Consider the following 19,550-nt stretch of genomic DNA (forward strand, 5'->3'; position numbering starts at 1 on the left):
AGGAAGAATGTCCGTTCGTCGATTAGCCGAAGATCAATTCCAGCCTGCCGCGTTCGCCTTCAATGACGAGAACGCGGTTTGGGCGGAAAAGACGATCAAGAAATATCCCGCAGGCCGTCAGCAATCCGCGGTCATCCCGCTGTTGATGCGGGCGCAGGAACAGGATGGTTGGGTCACCCGCGCCGCGATCGAAAAGGTCGCCGACATGCTCGACATGGCCTATATCCGCGTTCTCGAAGTTGCGACTTTCTACACGCAGTTCCAGCTGAACCCGGTCGGCACGCGCGCCCACATCCAGGTGTGCGGCACGACGCCTTGCATGCTGCGCGGTTCGGAAAGCCTGATGGCCGTTTGCAAGAGCAAGATCCATCATCACCCCTTCGAACGTAACGCTGAAGGCACGCTCTCTTGGGAAGAAGTCGAATGTCTCGGGGCCTGCGTTAACGCGCCCATGGTGATGATCGGCAAGGATACCTACGAGGACCTGACGCCGGAACGTCTCGAAGAGATCATTGATACCTTCGAAGCCGGCAATGGCGCCAGCATCACGCCCGGCCCGCAGATTGATCGTCACTTCTCCTCCCCCGAGGGTGGTCCGACGACGCTCGTAGCCGACGAGCCGAAGGCCAAGAGGGTTTCCGCCAAGAAGGCTGTCGAGGATGCCGCGACGGCAACCGTTGACGCAGCCCCGGTTCCCCCGTCTGAGGCCGCACGTGCAAAGAGCACCGACGCCGAGACCAATGCTGCGCTGAAGACGCCGGCCACCGCGCCGAAGGCGGCCGCGAAGAACGTCAAGGCTGTCGAAGAGCAGCCGGCGCCGGCGACGGCCGCACAGGCCGCTGCTACTGGCAAGCCCTCCCTCAGCGACAAGAACCGCCCGGCGGGCATCGAGAAGCCCGCGACGCCTGACGATCTGAAGATGATCTCCGGCGTCGGCCCGAAGATCGAGGCGACACTGCATGAGATCGGCATCTTCACCTTCGCGCAGGTCGCGGGCTGGAAGAAGGCTGAGCGCGAATGGGTCGACGGATACCTGAATTTCAAGGGCCGCATCGAGCGCGACGACTGGGTCAAGCAGGCCAAGGCGCTCGCCAAGGGCGGCGAAGCCGAATACATTAAAGTCTTCGGTAAGAAGCCGCGGTAAGGGGTGAAGCATGTTACAAGATAAAGACCGCATCTTTACCAACATCTACGGCCTCAAGGATAAGTCTCTGAAGGGCGCGATGAGCCGCGGCCACTGGGACGGCACCAAGCAGATCCTCGAAAAGGGTCGCGATTGGATCATCAACGAGATGAAGGCTTCGGGTCTTCGCGGCCGTGGCGGCGCAGGCTTCCCGACCGGGCTCAAGTGGTCCTTCATGCCGAAGGAAAGCGATGGTCGTCCGCACTACCTCGTCGTCAATGCCGACGAGTCCGAGCCCGGAACCTGCAAAGACCGCGACATCATGCGCCACGATCCGCATACGCTTATCGAAGGCTGCGTTATCGCGAGTTTCGCTATGGGTGCGAACGCTGCCTACATCTACGTTCGCGGCGAATACATCCGCGAGCGTGAAGCGCTGCAGGCGGCAATCGACGAGTGCTATGACTACGGCCTGCTCGGCAAGAACAACAAGCTGGGCTGGGACATGGACATCTTCGTCCATCACGGTGCTGGCGCCTACATCTGCGGCGAAGAAACCGCGCTGCTCGAAAGCCTGGAAGGCAAGAAGGGTCAGCCGCGCCTGAAGCCGCCGTTCCCGGCAAACATGGGTCTCTACGGTTGCCCGACGACGGTCAACAACGTCGAGTCGATCGCCGTTGCTCCGACCATCCTGCGTCGTGGCGCTGGCTGGTTTTCGTCGATCGGTCGCCCGAACAACGTCGGCACCAAGCTGTTCATGCTTTCCGGCCACGTCAACAAGCCGTGCACGGTCGAAGAAGAAATGGGCATCACGTTCCGTGAGCTGGTCGATCGCCATGCCGGCGGCATCCGCGGCGGTTGGGATAACCTGCTCGCGGTTATTCCGGGCGGCGCATCGTGCCCGATCGTTCCGGCCAAGGACATCATCGACTGCCCGATGGATTTCGACGGCCTGCGCGCTGTCGGCTCGTCCTTCGGTACCGCGGCTGCGATCGTCATGGACAAGTCCACCGACGTCATCAAGGCTATCGCCCGCATCTCGGCCTTCTTCAAGCACGAGAGCTGCGGCCAGTGCACGCCGTGCCGCGAAGGCACCGGCTGGATGTGGCGCGTGATGGAGCGCATGGCCAAGGGCAATGCCCAGAAGCGCGAAATCGACATGCTGTTCCAGGTCACCAAGCAGATCGAGGGCCATACCATCTGTGCGCTCGGCGATGCGGCCGCATGGCCGGTGCAGGGTCTGATCCGCAACTTCCGTCATGAGATCGAAGCGCGCATCGACCAGTATACCGCAAGCGCACTGGATCACGGTGCGGTTCTCGAGGCGGCAGAGTAAGCTGATGACGAAGGCGTCCGACAGCATAGGCAAGGAAGGAGCGGCTGATTTCTCGGCCGACTTCGGCCGTCTTGCTGCCGAGATGCTGGAGAACGCCCGCGCGCTTCCGGTGCCGCCTGTGATGGTCAACCCGGCTGCGGCAATGGCGGCGGCCACGGCGATCGGCTTCGGCTTTTCGACGCAGATGGCGGGCGCTTTTTTCGGCGCGCTGCAGGGGGCGCTCGATGCAACGAGCAAGCTTGCAGCAGTTCTCCACGAAACGCCGCCCGACGAAGGTAAGCCGCAGGTCGAGATCCGGCCGGAGAACGTTCGTCCGGCGCCTGCCAGGAAAGCTGCAGAGAAGGTCAAGCTGTCTGTCGTTCCAGCAGAGCCGGTCGCAAAGCCCGCGGCCAAGCCCGCTTCGCGCGCTCGCAGGGCTGACGATCTGAAGCAGATTTCCGGCATCGGTCCGAAGATCGAGCAGGTGTTGAATAGCAAGGGTATTCGCTCCTTTGCCGTCATCGCCGGCTGGTCGGACGAGGACGCGGCGCGGATCGACGCAGAGCTTGGGTTTGATGGGCGGATCGCTCGTGATGGTTGGGTGGGCCAAGCCAAGGCCCTGGTCGCCAAGGGGCGAAAGCGGAAGTGAATTTTCGGCCGAATAGGCCGGAGCAAGGTCAAGGCTGAAGAGTGAAAGGGCAGGGGCCCGACACTATTGAGGCCCGAGGCTGATCCCGGGTCTCGGGATTGGCGGAGAATTTGAGCGACACCGATGCCAACGGGATAAGAATCCGGCCTGGCAGCGAAACTGTTGCAAAGTGGGTTTGTTTGCCGCCATCCGGCAAACGGAAAACAGGACTGAGTGACGATGGCAAAACTGAAGATTGACGGCAACGAGATCGAGGTTCCGGATCATTACACCCTCATTCAGGCGTGTGAGGAAGCCGGTGCTGAAGTTCCGCGCTTCTGCTTCCATGAGCGCCTTTCGGTTGCCGGCAACTGCCGCATGTGCCTCGTTGAGGTAAAGGGTGGTCCGCCGAAGCCGCAGGCATCTTGCGCCATGGGCGTGCGCGATATCCGCGGCGGCCCGAATGGCGAACTTCCTGAGGTCTTCACCAACACGCCGATGGTCAAAAAGGCCCGCGAAGGCGTGATGGAGTTCCTGCTGATCAACCATCCGCTCGATTGCCCGATCTGCGACCAGGGCGGCGAATGCGACCTGCAGGACCAGGCAATGGCCTTCGGTATCGACAGCTCGCGCTATCAGGAAGACAAGCGCGCCGTCGAAGACAAGTACATCGGACCGCTCGTCAAGACGGTCATGAACCGCTGCATTCACTGCACGCGCTGCGTTCGCTTCACGACCGAAGTTGCCGGCATCTCCGAACTCGGCCTGATCGGTCGCGGCGAGGACGCCGAAATCACCACCTATCTCGAGCAGGCGATGACCTCCGAGCTGCAGGGCAACGTCGTTGACCTCTGCCCGGTCGGTGCGCTGACCTCCAAGCCCTTCGCCTTCACGGCCCGTCCGTGGGAGCTGAACAAGACCGAATCGATCGACGTCATGGACGCCCTCGGTTCTGCGATCCGCGTCGATACGCGTGGCCGTGAAGTCATGCGCGTGCTGCCGCGCGTCAACGACCAGATCAATGAAGAGTGGATCTCCGACAAGAGCCGCTACATCTGGGACGGCCTGAAGACGCAGCGTATCGACCGCCCATACGTTCGCAAGGATGGCCGCCTGCAGCCTGCGACTTGGGGCGAAGCCTTTGGCGCGATCAAGGCCGCCGTTGCCGCAACCAGCGGTGAGAAGGTCGGCGCGATTGCCGGCGACCTCGCATCCGTCGAAGAAATGTACGCTCTGTCGGAACTCGTGAAGTCGCTCGGTTCCGAGAACCTCGACTGTCGCCAGGATGGGACGGCACTTGATCCGTCGCTCGGCCGCGCAAGCTACATCTTCAATCCGACGATCGAAGGCATCGAACAGGCCGACGCGCTGCTGATCATCGGCGCGAACCCGCGCTTCGAAGCCGCCGTTCTCAACGCTCGCATTCGCAAGCGCTGGCGTCGCGGCAACTTCCCGATCGGCGTGATCGGTGAAGCTGGCGAACTACGCTACGACTATGAATATCTCGGCGCTGGCCCGGATACGCTGAAGGACCTCGCCGACGGCAACCACGCTTTCGCGAAGGTTCTGACGGATGCCAAGAAGCCGATGATCCTCACCGGCCAGGGCGCACTGTCGCGCACCGATGGTGCTGGCGTTCTCGCAACTGCCGCAAAGCTTGCCGGCACGGTGGGCGCGGTCGTCGAAGGCTGGAACGGCTTTGCCGTGCTCCACACCGCGGCATCGCGCGTCGGCGGCCTCGATCTCGGCTTCGTTCCGGGCGCAAAGGGCGTCAACGCTGCAGAAATGCTGTCGTCGATGGACGTTCTCTTCCTGCTTGGCGCCGATGAGCTTGATTTCACGGCCAAGAAGGCAAAGCTGACTGTTTACATCGGCTCGCACGGCGACAACGGCGCCCACAATGCCGACGTCATCCTGCCAGCCGCTGCCTACACCGAAAAGTCCGGCATTTGGGTCAACACCGAGGGTCGCGTCCAGATGGGCAATCGCGCTGGCTTCGCACCGGGCGACGCCCGCGAAGACTGGGCGATCCTGCGTGCGCTTTCCGACGTGCTCGGCAAGAAGCTTCCGTTTGATTCGCTTAGCGAACTGCGCGCAAGGCTCTATGCGGCCTTCCCGCATTTCGCAGCGCTTGACGAGATCGCCGAAAGCGACAGCGCCAAAATTGCCGCAGTAGCGAAAAAAGCCGGCAAGATGAACAAATCCGGGTTTGCGTCGCCGGTCAAAGACTTCTATTTGACGAACCCGATCGCGCGCGCTTCGGCAGTGATGGCCGAGTGCTCGGCATTGGCCCGCAACAACTTCAAAGTCGCGGCAGAGTAAGGGCAGGGGACTATGGATTCGTTTGTTTCAACTTATGTCTTGCCCGGCCTTCTCATGGTCGGTCAGTCGCTTCTTCTCCTCGTCTGCCTGCTCGTCTTCATCGCCTACATCCTGTTGGCCGACCGCAAGGTCTGGGCAGCAGTACAGCTCCGTCGTGGTCCGAATGTGGTGGGTCCGTGGGGCCTTTTCCAGTCCTTCGCGGATCTTTTGAAGTTCGTCTTCAAGGAGCCGGTGATCCCGGCTGGCGCCAACAAGGCAGTCTTCCTGCTGGCGCCGCTCGTGACCGTGCTGCTGGCTCTGTCCACCTGGGCCGTCGTGCCGCTGGCGGATGGCTGGGTCATCGCCAACATCAACGTCGGTATCCTCTACATCTTCGCGATTTCATCGCTTGAAGTGTACGGCATCATCATGGGCGGTTGGGCCTCCAACTCGAAGTACCCGTTCCTTGGCGCACTCCGCTCCGCGGCACAGATGGTTTCCTACGAAGTCTCCATCGGCTTCGTTATCGTCACCGTTCTGCTCTGCGTAGGTTCGCTGAACCTGACGGATATCGTCCATGCACAGCAGACCGGCCTCGGCACGCGCCTGGGTCTCCCGGCGTCGTTCCTCGACTGGCATTGGCTGGCGCTGTTCCCGATGTTCATCGTCTTCTTCATTTCCGCGCTTGCCGAAACGAACCGCCCACCTTTCGATCTTCCGGAAGCGGAATCGGAACTCGTCGCCGGCTTCATGGTCGAATACGGTTCCTCGCTCTACATGATGTTCATGCTCGGCGAATATGCGGCCATCGTTCTGATGTGCTCGTTGACGACGATCCTGTTCCTCGGGGGCTGGCTGCCGCCAGTCGACGTATGGTTCCTGAACTGGGTCCCTGGTGTCATCTGGTTTACGCTGAAGTCGTGCCTGGTGTTCTTCATGTTTGCGATGGTGAAGGCATTTGTCCCGCGCTATCGCTACGACCAACTGATGCGCCTCGGCTGGAAGGTCTTCCTTCCGCTGTCGCTTGCCATGGTCGTTATCGTTGCATTCGTGCTGAAGCTGACGGGTTGGGCATGATCATGCCGGCCCTCGTTTCAAGCAATATTGGAGGTTGAAGATGGCAGGCTTGTCCAACGCGGTCAGCTCGCTGTTCCTGAAGGAATTCGTCAGTGCGTTCTGGCTGACCTTCCGGTACATTTTTAAGCAGAAGGCAACGATCAATTACCCCTTCGAGAAGGGACCGGTCAGCCCGCGCTTCCGCGGCGAACACGCACTGCGTCGTTATCCGAACGGCGAAGAGCGCTGCATCGCCTGCAAGCTCTGCGAGGCGATCTGTCCTGCCCAGGCGATTACCATCGAAGCCGGCCCCCGCCGCAACGATGGCACGCGCCGCACGGTTCGTTACGACATCGACATGGTGAAGTGCATCTACTGCGGCTTCTGCCAGGAGGCATGCCCTGTCGATGCGATCGTCGAAGGTCCGAATTTCGAATTTGCAACGGAAACCCGCGAAGAACTTTACTTCGACAAGGCGCGGCTTCTGGAGAACGGCGACCGGTGGGAGCGCGAAATCGCGCGCAACATCGCACTGGACGCGCCGTACCGTTGATCGGAATTGAAATGCCGGAGTGCCGCCCCTTGCGCGGCTTCCGGTCAACATGCACCGAGGCTTTGCTGGATCTTTCCGCGCGAAGCTTCATCGGGCAGGGAAACTCCCGGCTGCCCGGGGGAAGATGAAAAAGGCACCAACATGGGTCTGCAGGCTCTATTTTTCTATCTTTTCGCCTTTGTCGCGGTAGCGTCGGCGTTCATGGTCATCTGGTCGAAGAATCCGGTTCATTCGGTTCTCTTCCTGATCCTGGTTTTCTTCAATGCGGCCGGCCTCTTCCTGCTGCTGGGCGCCGAATTCCTGGCGATGATCCTGCTCGTCGTTTATGTCGGCGCCGTGGCCGTTCTCTTCCTCTTCGTGGTCATGATGCTCGACATCGACTTCACGGAGTTGCGCGCCGGCGTTCTCGAATATGCGCCGATCGGTGCGATCATCGGCCTGATCCTCGCGGCTGAGCTGATCGTCGTTGTGGGTGGTAGCGTAATCTCGCCGGAAATCGCCAAGTCGGTGGCAATGCCGATCCCGGCGCTGACAGAGCGCACCAACACCGCCGCACTCGGCGACGTGCTCTATACGAATTACGTCTACTTCTTCCAGATCGCTGGTCTGGTGCTGCTCGTCGCAATGATCGGTGCGATCGTGCTGACGCTCAAGCATCGCCAGAACATCAAGCGACAGAATATCGCCAATCAGGTTGCCCGCAATCCTAAGACCGCCGTCGAGGTGGTCAAGGTGAAGCCGGGACAGGGCGTTTGAAGCAGGCGCGAGCTTAAGGAACAAATACAATGGTCATCGGACTTTCCCATTACCTGACGGTCAGCGCCATCCTCTTCACGCTCGGCGTCTTCGGTATCTTCCTGAACCGGAAGAACATCATCGTTATCCTGATGTCGATCGAGCTCATTCTGCTTGCGGTCAACATCAACATGGTCGCCTTCTCGTCGTTCCTGAACGACATCGTCGGCCAGGTTTTCGCATTGTTCATTCTGACCGTTGCTGCGGCTGAAGCGGCTATCGGTCTTGCAATTCTCGTCGTCTTCTACCGCAACCGCGGCTCGATCGGCGTTGAAGACGTCAATATGATGAAGGGCTGATAAGGCTATGTTTTTATATAAGGCTATCGTCTTTCTTCCCCTGATTGGCGCGATCATCGCAGGCCTCTTCGGCCGCGCGATCGGCGCCAAGGCATCGGAATACGTTACCTGCGGCCTGATGATCATCGCTGCGGTGCTGTCGTGGTATGTCTTCATGACCATCGGCATGGGCCACCACGAAGGCGGCCCGATCAAGGTCGAAGTGCTGCGCTGGATCCAGTCCGGCGGCATCGACGTATCCTGGTCGCTACGCGTCGATACGCTCACCTCCGTCATGCTGATCGTCGTCAACACGGTCTCGACCCTGGTGCACGTCTATTCGATCGGATACATGCATCATGATCCGCATCGTCCGCGTTTCTTCGCCTATCTCTCGCTCTTCACCTTCGCCATGCTGATGCTGGTGACGGCCGACAATCTGGCCCAGATGTTCTTCGGCTGGGAAGGCGTTGGTCTGGCGTCCTATCTGCTCATCGGCTTCTGGTTCAAGAAGCCGTCGGCAAACGCCGCTGCGATCAAGGCGTTCGTGGTCAACCGCGTCGGCGACTTTGGCTTCATCCTCGGCATTGCGAGCCTGTTCGTGCTCTTCGGCGCGATCAACCTCGACACCATCTTTGCGAACGCTGCGAGCTTTGCCCCGGGCGAAGCCGGCGGTGAGGGCGGAGAGGTCGTTCTCAACCTCTTCGGCATGCACCTCGACAAGGCACACGCACTGACCGGCGCCTGCCTGCTGCTCTTCATGGGCGCGATGGGTAAGTCGGCACAGTTCCTGCTGCACACCTGGCTGCCGGATGCCATGGAAGGCCCGACACCGGTGTCGGCACTCATCCATGCTGCAACGATGGTTACCGCAGGCGTCTTCCTCGTCGCCCGCATGTCGCCGCTGTTTGAGCTTTCGCCGGATGCGCTCGTCTTCGTAACGACGATCGGTGCGATCACGGCCTTCTTCGCAGCAACCGTTGGCCTCGTGCAGAACGACATCAAGCGTGTCATCGCTTACTCGACCTGCTCGCAACTCGGCTACATGTTCGTTGCTCTCGGCGTCGGTGCTTATGGCGCGGCCATCTTCCACCTGTTCACGCACGCCTTCTTCAAGGCTCTGCTGTTCCTTGGCGCCGGCTCGGTGATCCACGCCGTCGATGGCGAGCAGGACATGCGTTACATGGGTGGCCTGCGGAAGCACATTCCGGTGACCTTCTGGATGATGACGATCGGCACGCTGGCACTGACCGGCGTCGGCATTCCGTTCACGCCGTTTGGTTTTGCCGGCTTCTTCTCGAAGGACGTCATCATTGAAGCCGCTTACGCGTCGCATTCACCGGTCGCAGGTTTCGCCTTCACGCTTCTGGTCATCGCTGCGCTGTTCACGAGCTTCTATTCCTGGCGTCTGGCGTTCCTGACCTTCTTTGGTCAGCCGCGCGCCTCGCACGAAGTAATGCACCACGTGCATGAATCTCCCCAGGTCATGCTCGTGCCGCTCTATATTCTTGCCGCTGGCGCGGTTCTCGCAGGCGTTCTCTTCGAGGGTCGCTTCTACGGCGAGGAATATGCCGAGTTCTGGAAGGGCGCGCTCTTCACCTCCGAGCACAACGAACTGCTGGAAGAATTCCATCACGTTCCGGCCTGGGTTGGCCTCAGCCCGTTCATCGCCATGCTCGTTGGCTTCGTCACCGCCTGGTACATGTACATCAAGTCGCCATCGACGCCGCGCGTTCTCGCTCAGCAGCACCGCGTCCTGTACCAGTTCCTCTTGAACAAGTGGTACTTCGACGAACTCTACGACTTCCTCTTCGTCCGCAGCGCCAAGGCCCTTGGCCGCTTCCTGTGGAAGAAGGGTGATGTCGGCGTCATCGACGCCTACGGCCCGGATGGCGTCGCCGCGCGCGTCGTCGATGTCACCAACCGCGTCGTCCGTCTGCAGACGGGCTACCTCTATCACTATGCGTTCGCCATGCTGATCGGTGTCGCAGCGCTCGTTACCTGGATGATGCTCGGGAGTTCCTTCTGATGACCGATTGGCCTATTCTTTCAACGGTCACCTTCCTGCCGCTCGTCGGCGTGGTGCTCCTGCTGCTGATGAATGAAAACGGTCCGAGTGGCCGCCGCAACGTGCTCAACATTTCGCTGATCACGACGGTCGTGACTTTTGTCCTTTCGCTCCTCATCTGGATCGGCTTCGACAATGCGAACCCCGGTTTCCAGATGGTCGAGAAGCACAACTGGCTCGGCACCGGCATCAGCTATCATCTCGGCGTTGACGGGATCTCGATGCTTTTCGTGATCCTGACGACCTTCCTCATGCCTTTCTGCGTGCTGGCGAGCTGGCTGTCGATCGAGAAGCGCCTCAAGGACTACATGATCGCCTTCCTGATCCTGGAAGTGATGATGGTCGGCGTCTTCGTTTCGCTCGATATCGTTCTCTTCTACGTGTTCTTCGAAGCCGGCCTCATCCCGATGTTCCTCATCATTGGCGTTTGGGGCGGCAAGGATCGCGTCTACGCCAGCTACAAGTTCTTCCTCTACACGCTGCTCGGCTCCGTTCTGATGCTGCTCGCCATCATGGCGATGTACTGGCAGGCCGGCACGACGGATATTCCGGCGCTGCTCGCCTATAAGTTCCCGCCGCAGATGCAGACTTGGCTCTGGCTTGCCTTCTTCGCGTCTTTCGCGGTGAAGATGCCGATGTGGCCTGTTCACACGTGGCTTCCGGACGCGCACGTTCAGGCGCCGACGGCCGGCTCGGTCATTCTGGCAGGCGTGCTTCTGAAGCTCGGTGGCTACGGCCTGATCCGCTTCTCGCTCGGGATGTTCCCGGTTGCCTCCGAGTTCTTCGCACCGCTCGTCTTCGCTTTGTCGGTCATTGCCATCATCTACACCTCGCTGGTGGCGCTGATGCAGGACGACATGAAGAAGCTGATTGCCTATTCGTCGGTCGCCCACATGGGTTACGTGACAATGGGTATCTTTGCGGCCAACGCGCAGGGTTTGCAGGGCTCGATCTTCCAGATGCTGTCGCACGGCATCGTCTCCGGCGCTCTCTTCCTTTGCGTCGGTGTGATTTACGACCGAACCCATACCCGCGAGATTGCGGCCTATGGCGGCCTGGTCAACAACATGCCGAAATACGCTGTTGCGATGATGGTCTTCACGATGGCGAACGTCGGCCTGCCGGGCACCTCGGGCTTCGTCGGCGAATTCCTGACCCTGATCGGCGTCTTCCGCGTCAACACCTGGGTCGCACTCTTCGCCGCGACGGGCGTTATCCTCTCCGCCGCCTATGCGCTCTGGCTCTATCGCCGGGTCATCTTCGGCGCGCTGGAGAAGGAAAAGCTCAAAGCGCTGCTCGACCTCTCTCGGCGTGAACAGCTGATCCTCTATCCGCTGATCGCACTGACCATCTTCTTCGGCGTCTATCCGGCTCCGGTCTTCGATGTGACCGCTGCATCGGTTGACCAGCTGATCCATAGCTATACAGCCGCAGTCCAGGCAGCGCAGGACGTTGCGCTGTCGATGAAATGATGACGGGACTTTTGGGACATGACCTCTGAAACTATTCTCGCAAGCCTGCATCTTTCCATACCGGAGCTGATCCTCGCGGTCGGCGCCCTCGCGTTGTTGATGATCGGCGTCTTCTCGGGAGAGCGCTCCGGCCGTATGGTCAGCGTTCTCGCGATAATCGTGCTGGCCGCTGCTGCGCTCTGGCTGATCTTCCTTCCGAGCGAAGGCGTTGCCTATGGCGGCGTCTTCCTGTCGGACGGCTTCGGCCGCTTCATGAAGATCACCGCGCTGGTCGGATCGATTACGGCGCTCTTCATGTCGCTGGGGCTTGCCAAGGAAAATCAGCTCGACAAGTTCGAGTTTCCGGTGCTGCTCGTGCTCTGCACACTGGGCATTCTGCTGATGATTTCGGCCAACGATCTCATCTCGCTTTATCTCGGCCTCGAACTGCAGTCGCTGGCAATCTATGTCGTCGCTGCGATCAACCGCGACAGCGTCAAGTCCACTGAAGCCGGCCTGAAGTACTTCGTGCTCGGCGCGCTGTCCTCGGGCATGCTGCTCTACGGCATGTCGCTGGTCTACGGCTTCACCGGTCACACGCAATTCGCTGCAATCGCTCAGGCCCTGACTGTCGAAGGTGCTCGTTCGCTTGGCCTCGTCTTCGGCCTCGTGTTCATCCTGGCCGGTATCGCCTTCAAGATCTCCGCTGTTCCATTCCATATGTGGACGCCGGACGTTTACGAAGGCGCTCCGACCCCGGTCACCGCTTTCCTTGCCAGCGCTCCCAAGGTCGCGGCAATGGCGATGTTGACCCGCATTGTAATCACTGCCTTCCAGCCGGTCGTGGCTGACTGGCAGCAGGTCGTGGTCTTCATTTCGATCGCTTCCATGCTGCTCGGCTCCTTCGCCGCAATCGGTCAGCGGAACATCAAGCGACTGATGGCCTATTCGTCGATCGGTCACATGGGTTACGCATTGGTTGGCCTTGCTGCAGGCAATCAGACCGGCGTCTCGGGCGTCATGCTGTACATGGTCATCTACATGGTCATGACGCTCGGCAGCTTTGCGATCATCATGTCGATGCGCCGCAAGGACGGCACGGTTGTCGAGGAAGTCAACGACTTGGCTGGCCTGTCGACCACCAATCCGTTCATGGCGACGGTACTGACCATCCTGATGTTCTCGCTGGCAGGCATTCCTCCGCTCGCAGGCTTCTTCGCGAAGTACTTCGTGTTTGTCGCTGCGATAGAGGCGAAGCTCTACGCTCTTGCGATCATCGGCGTTCTTGCATCGGTTGTCGGCGCTTACTACTACCTGCGCGTCATCAAGCTGATGTGGTTCGATGAAGCCACGGGCGAGTTCGCTCGCGTTTCGGGCTCGCTCCGTCTCGTCTTTGGTCTCTCCGGCCTCTTCGTTCTCGCCTATGTCATCATCGGCGGTCCGATTGGCGGTGCGGCCGAGCTTGCAGCTGCGACACTCTTTTGATGAACTCCGAGGCACGGCGCCGGATATCGCTCGACGATTTCAGGCACGAGGCTCTGCCGGAGACGTCGTCCACGAACAGTGAATGCCTTGCCCGTGCGCGGGCAGGGGACCGCGGTCACCTCTGGATCACGGCGGAAAAACAGACCGGCGGCCGTGGCCGCCGGGGACGCCCCTGGGTTTCAGAGCGGGGCAATCTCTACGCCTCGCTTCTTCTCATCGATCCGGCGCCCATGGAGCGCCTCGGCTCGCTGCCGTTGGCAATTGCCGTCGCCGTGCATCAGGCCGTTCGCCGTGTGCTCCCGCATACGGCCGAGCCGCTGGAAGTGAAGTGGCCGAACGATATCCTGATCGGACGCAAGAAGACTTGTGGCATTCTCGTGGAAGGCGAAGCCCTGTCGGAGGGACGCCATGCGCTCGTCATAGGCATCGGTATCAACGTCGCATTCATGCCTGACAACCCGCTCTATCCGGTGACCTGCCTGCGTGAGCAAGGGAGCTCTGCTTCCCCCGAAGAGGTTTTCGCCCATCTTTTTGCATCGATGGCCGAAGTCCTGGAAGCATGGGATCGGGGCCGCGGCGTGCGCGAAATCACGGAACGCTGGCGCCAGGTCGCCTGCGGCATTGGCGAAAAGATAACGGTGAACCTGCCGGACCGGTCGATTTCCGGCCACTTCGCCGGAATTGATGATAATGGCCTGTTGATGCTCGATATTGGCGCAGGCAGGATGATGACGATTGCCGCCGGCGACGTCTTCTTTGGTTGATTGGAAAAAAGAATAATATGGCGAAGCAGGACGAATTGGTATTTCTGCCGTTGGGTGGCGTTGGCGAGATAGGAATGAATCTCGCCCTCTACGGCTACGGCCCACCGACGCACCGCCAGTGGATCATGGTTGACTGCGGCGTTACCTTCCCGGGGCCTGATCTGCCTGGTGTCGATCTTGTGCTGCCGGACATTCGTTATCTCGCCACCGAGCGCAAGAGCCTGAAGGCGATCTTCATCACGCATGCGCACGAGGACCACTACGGCGCGCTCGCCGATCTATGGCCCGGTCTCAATGTGCCGGTCTATGCCTCTAGCTTTACGGCTGGCCTGCTCGAGGCGAAGCGCAACTTTGAAAAGTCGGCCATCGGGGAGATCCCGGTGACATTGTTTACGGCGGGCGACACCGTCAATGCCGGCCCCTTCAGCGTCGAAGGCGTGGCGGTCAACCACTCCATTCCCGAGCCGATGTCGCTGGTGATCCGCACGCCACTCGGCAATGTGATCCATACCGGCGACTGGAAGATCGACCATGAGCCGTCGCTCGGTCCGCTGACGGACGAGACCCGTTTTCGCCAGCTTGGCGATGAAGGCGTTCTGGCGTTGATGTGCGATTCCACGAATGCCCTGCGGGATGGTGTATCGCCATCCGAGAAGGACGTCTCCGAGAGCCTGCGCAAGATCATCGAGAACGCCGAGGGCCGCGTTGCGGTGACGACGTTCTCATCGAACGTCGGCCGTATCCGAACGGTAGCCGAGGCGGCCGAGGCTGAGGGCCGCGAGGTACTACTGCTTGGCAGTTCGCTCAAGCGCGTGGTCGACGTTTCCCGCGATATCGGCCTGATGGAGGGCATCAAGCCGTTCATTTCCGAGGAGGAATACGGTTACGTCCCACGCGACAAGGTTGTCGTCATTCTGACCGGTAGCCAGGGTGAGCCACGCGCGGCCCTTGCGAAGCTGTCGCGTGACGAGATGCGCAACGTGGCGCTTGCAGCAGGCGATATCGTCGTATTTTCCTCCCGCGCCATCCCGGGCAACGAGAAGGCGATCCAGGACATCAAGAACGGCCTCATCGAGCAGGGTGTCCATGTCATCACCGACAACGAAGCCCTTGTTCACGTTTCCGGACATCCGCGCCGCAACGAGCTGCAGAAGATGTATGAGCTGACGCGGCCGAAGATCGTCGTGCCGGTGCACGGCGAGGCGACGCACCTGACGGCGCACAAGGAACTGGCGGAGCAATCCGGCATCCCGATCGTGCCGCGCGTGCGCAACGGCGACATTCTTCGTCTGGCACCAGGACCAGTCGAGGTTGTCGACGAGGCGCCGCACGGCCGTATCTATAAGGACGGCTCGCTCATCGGGGATTTCGACGAGATGGGCATTGGCGAGCGCAAGAAGCTCTCCTATGTCGGCCACGTTGCCGTCAACGTCGTGATCGACAGCCGCTACGATATCGTCGGCGATCCGGACCTCGTTGCGATCGGTCTGCCTGTCTACGACGACGAGGGCGACGATATGGAAGATACGCTTTACGACGCTGCTGTCGGCGCCATCGAGAGCATACCGCGGGCACGCCGGAAGGATCTCGACCTGCTGCAGGAGTCGGTCCGCCGTGCGATCCGCGCAACCGCAAACCAGACCTGGGGCAAAAAGCCTGTGGTCACGGTCTTTGTTACGAAGGTCTGACCCATGCTCGGCCGGGTCAACCATGTCGCCATCGCCGTTCCGGACCTTGCGGCCGCAACGGCCGCCTACCGGGGCACGCTCGGCGCAACTGTCTCTGCCCCGCAGGCTCTGCCGGAGCACGGCGTCACAGTCGTCTTCGTGGAGCTGCCGAATACCAAGGTCGAACTGCTGGAGCCGCTGGGAGCGGACTCGCCGATCGCTGCTTTCCTGGAGAAGAACCCATCTGGAGGAATGCACCATATCTGCTACGAAGTTGCCGACATCCTCGCCGCTCGCGACCAACTGGTGCAAGGTGGTGCAAGAGTGCTCGGCAATGGTGAGCCGAAGATCGGCGCCCATGGAAAGCCGGTGCTCTTTCTGCATCCGAAGGATTTTTTCGGCACCCTGATCGAGCTGGAGCAGGTCTGAGCGGGCTGCGGCAGAGTGACCGAGACGCGGCAAAAACCGTCATTGGGGTCCGAACCGGCTTTGAGTTAACGGACATTTCGGCTTATAAGCACCGCAGTCGCAGAGAGCCTAGCGGGACAATTCGATGCTGCAGATATTTCTACAGGGCTTTGCCGTCTACTTTATCGTCTGGTGGATCACGCTCTTTGCCGTCCTGCCGATTGGCCTGCGCACGCAAGCGGAAGATAACGATATCGTGTTGGGGACCGTACACAGCGCCCCGAGCCGGTTTCGGCCGGTATTCGTCTTTTCGATGACGACGATCATCTCGGCTGTCATCTACGGGCTCTGGTATATCGCTTCGAATTACTTCGGTTGGGGTTTCGACGCCCTGCCGCAGATTGGCCCATCGTTCTCAAACGTTTAGGGCGTTTGCCCAGTTTTTGGGCGGATACAGATATTCGCTGTCACACACATGTCATGAAGTTGCGGCATGGAGTTGCCGTAACGGCAGGCGAGGCCTCACGCAACGGCAGCGAGGGGCTCGGATGGCAGAACGTGGTTGAGAAAAGCCAAAAAAAAACAAGGCTGAAAGCCTTGTTTTAAGTATCGCGTGATCCTTATCCGTTGCCGGGGCTGCGACGAGCGCGCCTAAGATCTGATCCTCCCAAGACTTGACCGCGAAATCGGCAGGAATTTAGCTCCCTGCCTGTTTTGTGGGCTAAAGCTAGCTCAAAGAATGGGCTTTGTCATCAGGTTTTTTTGCATTTTTGCTACACTCCAGCAAATTTTTTCTGTTCATAAGAATATCGTACAAACCATTATAATTTCGCCTTTTTCTTACTTTGTCTGCTTCGCGGGTGCGAACTTGCTTTAACGGCAGACCGCTTCAGCCCGTGGCGGGTTTCTTTCCTTTCGCGAAGCAGCTATGAACGCTGCCAATATTTGTGATCCGCCTTCGATTCCGCGACATGCGGTGTCTCAACAGTTCTGGAATTCGCCATGCGCCTGTCTCGCTATTTCATGCCCATCCTTAAGGAAAATCCCAAGGAGGCGGAAATCGTCTCTCATCGGCTGATGCTGCGCGCCGGCATGATCCGGCAGCAGTCGCAGGGCATCTATTCCTGGCTGCCCCTCGGCAAGCGCGTTCTCGACAAGGTCAACAACATCATCCGCGATGAGCAGAATCGCGCCGGCGCGATCGAACTGTCGATGCCGACGCTGCAGTCCGCCGAGCTCTGGCAGGAAAGCGGTCGCTACGACGCCTATGGCAAGGAGATGCTGCGCATCACGGACCGCCAGGATCGCCCGATGCTGTACGGCCCGACGAACGAGGAAATGGTCACGGATATCTTCCGGTCCTACGTGAAGTCCTACAAGAGCCTGCCGCTCAACCTGTATCACATCCAGCTGAAGTTCCGCGACGAGATCCGCCCGCGCTTCGGTACCATGCGCTCGCGTGAATTCATGATGAAGGACGCCTATTCCTTCGATCTGACTCGCGAAGGTGCGGAGCATTCCTACAACAAGATGTTCACCGCCTATCTGCGGACGTTCGATCGCCTCGGCCTGCGTGCGATCCCGATGCGTGCAGACACTGGTCCGATCGGTGGCAATCTCAGCCACGAATTCATCATCCTGGCCGACACCGGCGAATCCGAAGTGTTCTGCCACAAGGACTTCGTGAACTTCGATATCCCGGCTGAAGGCACCGACTTCGACAGCGTCGAGGGCCTGAAGGCTGTTTTCGACAAGTGGACGTCGCTTTATGCCGCCACATCGGAGATGCACGACGAAGCGGCGTTCAACGCCGTTCCGGAAGGCGAGCGTCTCTCTGCGCGCGGCATTGAAGTGGGTCATATCTTCTACTTCGGCACGAAGTATTCCGAGCCGATGGGCGCGAAAGTGCAAGGTCCTGATGGCAAGGAACATACGGTCCACATGGGTTCCTACGGGATTGGCCCGACCCGCCTTGTTCCCGCCATCATCGAAGCATCGCATGATGAGAACGGAATCATCTGGCCGGCGTCGGTAGCGCCGTTCGATGCGGTCGTGATCAACATGAAGGCCGGTGATGCGGCGTGCGATGCAGCCTGCGAGAAGATCTATGCGGCGCTCTCGAATGCCGGCAAGGACGTCCTCTACGATGATACGGACGATCGCGCCGGAACGAAATTTGCGACCGCCGACCTGATCGGTGTTCCGCTGCAGATCATCGCCGGCCCGCGTGCGGTCGCGAGCGGCGAAGTCGAAGTGAAGGACCGCAAAACGGGCGCCCGCGAAACGATGACCATCGACGCGGCGATCAACAAGCTCTTGGGCTAAGAAGGCGGGAGGCAGGATGGCAGATGTAGCGGTGAGCCAGCAGGGTTCTAAATCCGGCTCGGCGCCGGCCAGCCGGCCATTTTCCGCCTTCGAACGGCTTGTGGCGTGGCGCTATCTGCGCGCCCGCCGCAAGGAGGCGTTCATTTCGGTGATCGCCGGTTTCTCCTTCATCGGCATCATGCTCGGCGTTGCGACGCTGATCATCGTCATGGCTGTCATGAACGGCTTCCGCACGGAGCTGATCTCCCGCATTCTGGGCATCAACGGTCACATGATCGTTCAGCCCGTCGATACTCCGTTCACGGACTATCCGGCGTTGACCGACAAGCTTGCCGGCGTGCCGGGCATTAAGCTTGCGCTGCCGCTGGTCGAGGGCCAGACATTGGCCTCAGGTCAGGGCGGTGCGGGCACGGGCGCGCTGGTACGCGGCATCCGACCTGAAGACCTGGAAAAGGTGAAGACCGTCTCCGGTAATATCAAGTCCGGTGATCTGGTCGGTTTTGCCGCCGGGCAGGGCGTGTTGATCGGTTCGGGCATGGCTGCCCAACTCGGCCTCCAGGCAGGCGACAACATTACGCTGATATCACCGGAAGGTGACGTCACACCGATGGGCGTCAATCCGCGGGTGAAGTCCTACAAGGTCTCCGGCATTTTCGAGATCGGCATGTCGGAATACGACGCGACGATCATCTACATGCCGCTTGAGGAAGCGCAGCTCTATTTCAATGCCGAGGGCCTAGTTCAATCCATCGAGCTTTTCGTCGACAATCCCGACGACATTGACAATATGCGGCCGAAGGTCGAGGCCGCAGCCGGTCGGCAAATTGCGATTACCGACTGGCGCCAACGCAACCAGACCTTCTTCTCGGCGCTCGAGGTTGAACGGAACGTGATGTTCATGATCCTGACGCTCATCGTCCTCGTTGCGGCGCTGAACATCATTTCCGGCCTCATCATGCTGGTGAAGGACAAGGGCAGCGATATCGCGATCCTGCGCACGATGGGCGCGAGCTCTGGCGCGATCATGCGCATCTTCTTCATGACGGGTGCGGCGATCGGTGTCGTCGGCACGATAGCCGGTGTCCTGCTTGGTGTCGTTGTCTGTATCAATATCGAGAAAATCCGCGAGTTCTTTTCTTGGGTTTCCGGCACGGTGCTGTTCGACCCGCAACTCTACTTCCTCAGCCAGCTGCCTGCGGAAATGAGTATGAGAGAGACGCTTTCAGTTGTGATCATGGCGCTGACCCTGTCCTTCCTCGCCACCATCTTCCCGGCATGGCGAGCCTCCAAGCTCGATCCCGTGCAGGCCCTGCGCTACGAATAAGGAATGCTC

At 60.0% G+C, this 19,550-nt stretch carries 17 protein-coding genes; all 17 read left to right on the forward strand.

What is annotated here, in order from left to right; genetic code table 11:
- Positions 1-7: 7 nt before the first annotated feature.
- The 17 genes from IB248_RS20370 (at position 8) to IB248_RS20450 (ending at position 19,541) form a co-directional block, all read left to right on the forward strand.
- Positions 8-1,144 (forward strand): NADH-quinone oxidoreductase subunit E, encoded by a 1,137-nt coding sequence (locus IB248_RS20370; protein ID WP_018857054.1) that lies wholly within the window; start codon positions 8-10, stop codon positions 1,142-1,144.
- 10 nt (positions 1,145-1,154) lie between these two features.
- The gene (gene nuoF / locus IB248_RS20375) at positions 1,155-2,459 is read left to right on the forward strand and encodes an NADH-quinone oxidoreductase subunit NuoF (RefSeq protein ID WP_018857053.1); all 1,305 of its coding nucleotides are present in this window, start codon (positions 1,155-1,157) and stop codon (positions 2,457-2,459) included.
- Positions 2,460-2,463: 4 nt separating this feature from the next.
- Positions 2,464-3,087: a 5' DNA nuclease gene (locus IB248_RS20380; RefSeq protein WP_169681802.1), complete on the forward strand. Its 624-nt coding sequence runs from the start codon at positions 2,464-2,466 to the stop codon at positions 3,085-3,087.
- A gap of 219 nt (positions 3,088-3,306) precedes the next feature.
- Positions 3,307-5,388 carry an NADH-quinone oxidoreductase subunit NuoG gene (gene nuoG / locus IB248_RS20385; RefSeq protein WP_018857051.1) on the forward strand — a complete coding sequence of 694 codons (2,082 nt, stop codon included), beginning with the start codon at positions 3,307-3,309 and terminating at the stop codon, positions 5,386-5,388.
- A gap of 12 nt (positions 5,389-5,400) precedes the next feature.
- Positions 5,401-6,444, forward strand: coding sequence for an NADH-quinone oxidoreductase subunit NuoH (gene nuoH / locus IB248_RS20390; RefSeq protein WP_018857050.1), 1,044 nt, complete (start codon positions 5,401-5,403; stop codon positions 6,442-6,444).
- Positions 6,445-6,484: 40 nt separating this feature from the next.
- The gene (nuoI, locus tag IB248_RS20395) at positions 6,485-6,976 is read left to right on the forward strand and encodes an NADH-quinone oxidoreductase subunit NuoI (protein WP_007789671.1); all 492 of its coding nucleotides are present in this window, start codon (positions 6,485-6,487) and stop codon (positions 6,974-6,976) included.
- Positions 6,977-7,117: 141 nt separating this feature from the next.
- Positions 7,118-7,732, forward strand: coding sequence for an NADH-quinone oxidoreductase subunit J (locus IB248_RS20400; RefSeq protein WP_018857049.1), 615 nt, complete (start codon positions 7,118-7,120; stop codon positions 7,730-7,732).
- Positions 7,733-7,761: 29 nt separating this feature from the next.
- Positions 7,762-8,070, forward strand: a complete 309-nt coding sequence (gene nuoK, locus IB248_RS20405) for an NADH-quinone oxidoreductase subunit NuoK (protein ID WP_007531803.1) — start codon at positions 7,762-7,764, stop codon at positions 8,068-8,070.
- Positions 8,071-8,077: 7 nt separating this feature from the next.
- A complete protein-coding gene (gene nuoL / locus IB248_RS20410) occupies positions 8,078-10,078 on the forward strand; it encodes an NADH-quinone oxidoreductase subunit L (protein ID WP_018857048.1) in 2,001 nt (666 codons plus the stop codon).
- Complete coding sequence (locus IB248_RS20415; RefSeq protein ID WP_018857047.1) at positions 10,078-11,589, forward strand: NADH-quinone oxidoreductase subunit M; 1,512 nt, start codon at positions 10,078-10,080, stop codon at positions 11,587-11,589. The genes nuoL and IB248_RS20415 overlap by 1 nt, the downstream gene beginning before the upstream one ends.
- 18 nt (positions 11,590-11,607) lie before the next feature.
- Positions 11,608-13,053: an NADH-quinone oxidoreductase subunit NuoN gene (gene nuoN / locus IB248_RS20420; protein WP_018857046.1), complete on the forward strand. Its 1,446-nt coding sequence runs from the start codon at positions 11,608-11,610 to the stop codon at positions 13,051-13,053.
- Entirely contained in the window at positions 13,053-13,817 is a 765-nt protein-coding gene (locus IB248_RS20425; RefSeq protein WP_018857045.1) for a biotin--[acetyl-CoA-carboxylase] ligase, read from the forward strand. The genes nuoN and IB248_RS20425 overlap by 1 nt, the downstream gene beginning before the upstream one ends.
- Positions 13,818-13,834: 17 nt before the next feature.
- Positions 13,835-15,505: a ribonuclease J gene (locus IB248_RS20430; RefSeq protein WP_192241576.1), complete on the forward strand. Its 1,671-nt coding sequence runs from the start codon at positions 13,835-13,837 to the stop codon at positions 15,503-15,505.
- 3 nt (positions 15,506-15,508) lie between these two features.
- A complete protein-coding gene (gene mce / locus IB248_RS20435) occupies positions 15,509-15,913 on the forward strand; it encodes a methylmalonyl-CoA epimerase (RefSeq protein WP_018857043.1) in 405 nt (134 codons plus the stop codon).
- A gap of 124 nt (positions 15,914-16,037) precedes the next feature.
- Positions 16,038-16,319: a DUF1467 family protein gene (locus tag IB248_RS20440; RefSeq protein WP_018857042.1), complete on the forward strand. Its 282-nt coding sequence runs from the start codon at positions 16,038-16,040 to the stop codon at positions 16,317-16,319.
- A gap of 575 nt (positions 16,320-16,894) precedes the next feature.
- The gene (gene proS, locus IB248_RS20445) at positions 16,895-18,217 is read left to right on the forward strand and encodes a proline--tRNA ligase (protein ID WP_192241577.1); all 1,323 of its coding nucleotides are present in this window, start codon (positions 16,895-16,897) and stop codon (positions 18,215-18,217) included.
- Positions 18,218-18,233: 16 nt separating this feature from the next.
- Positions 18,234-19,541, forward strand: coding sequence for a lipoprotein-releasing ABC transporter permease subunit (locus tag IB248_RS20450; RefSeq protein ID WP_018857040.1), 1,308 nt, complete (start codon positions 18,234-18,236; stop codon positions 19,539-19,541).
- The last annotated feature ends 9 nt before the right edge of the window (positions 19,542-19,550 follow it).

This window comes from Rhizobium sp. RHZ01 (genome assembly GCF_014851595.1).
GTDB lineage: Bacteria > Pseudomonadota > Alphaproteobacteria > Rhizobiales > Rhizobiaceae > Rhizobium > Rhizobium altiplani.

What these genes read in the sequence shown, in the direction of transcription:
- IB248_RS20370 (WP_018857054.1), top strand. Translation starts at nt 8, where the DNA reads ATGTCCGTTCGTCGATTAGCCGAAGATCAATTCCAGCCTGCCGCGTTC.
- nuoF (WP_018857053.1), top strand. Translation starts at nt 1,155, where the DNA reads ATGTTACAAGATAAAGACCGCATCTTTACCAACATCTACGGCCTCAAG.
- IB248_RS20380 (WP_169681802.1), top strand. Translation starts at nt 2,464, where the DNA reads ATGACGAAGGCGTCCGACAGCATAGGCAAGGAAGGAGCGGCTGATTTC.
- nuoG (WP_018857051.1), top strand. Translation starts at nt 3,307, where the DNA reads ATGGCAAAACTGAAGATTGACGGCAACGAGATCGAGGTTCCGGATCAT.
- nuoH (WP_018857050.1), top strand. Translation starts at nt 5,401, where the DNA reads ATGGATTCGTTTGTTTCAACTTATGTCTTGCCCGGCCTTCTCATGGTC.
- nuoI (WP_007789671.1), top strand. Translation starts at nt 6,485, where the DNA reads ATGGCAGGCTTGTCCAACGCGGTCAGCTCGCTGTTCCTGAAGGAATTC.
- IB248_RS20400 (WP_018857049.1), top strand. Translation starts at nt 7,118, where the DNA reads ATGGGTCTGCAGGCTCTATTTTTCTATCTTTTCGCCTTTGTCGCGGTA.
- nuoK (WP_007531803.1), top strand. Translation starts at nt 7,762, where the DNA reads ATGGTCATCGGACTTTCCCATTACCTGACGGTCAGCGCCATCCTCTTC.
- nuoL (WP_018857048.1), top strand. Translation starts at nt 8,078, where the DNA reads ATGTTTTTATATAAGGCTATCGTCTTTCTTCCCCTGATTGGCGCGATC.
- IB248_RS20415 (WP_018857047.1), top strand. Translation starts at nt 10,078, where the DNA reads ATGACCGATTGGCCTATTCTTTCAACGGTCACCTTCCTGCCGCTCGTC.
- nuoN (WP_018857046.1), top strand. Translation starts at nt 11,608, where the DNA reads ATGACCTCTGAAACTATTCTCGCAAGCCTGCATCTTTCCATACCGGAG.
- IB248_RS20425 (WP_018857045.1), top strand. Translation starts at nt 13,053, where the DNA reads ATGAACTCCGAGGCACGGCGCCGGATATCGCTCGACGATTTCAGGCAC.
- IB248_RS20430 (WP_192241576.1), top strand. Translation starts at nt 13,835, where the DNA reads ATGGCGAAGCAGGACGAATTGGTATTTCTGCCGTTGGGTGGCGTTGGC.
- mce (WP_018857043.1), top strand. Translation starts at nt 15,509, where the DNA reads ATGCTCGGCCGGGTCAACCATGTCGCCATCGCCGTTCCGGACCTTGCG.
- IB248_RS20440 (WP_018857042.1), top strand. Translation starts at nt 16,038, where the DNA reads ATGCTGCAGATATTTCTACAGGGCTTTGCCGTCTACTTTATCGTCTGG.
- proS (WP_192241577.1), top strand. Translation starts at nt 16,895, where the DNA reads ATGCGCCTGTCTCGCTATTTCATGCCCATCCTTAAGGAAAATCCCAAG.
- IB248_RS20450 (WP_018857040.1), top strand. Translation starts at nt 18,234, where the DNA reads ATGGCAGATGTAGCGGTGAGCCAGCAGGGTTCTAAATCCGGCTCGGCG.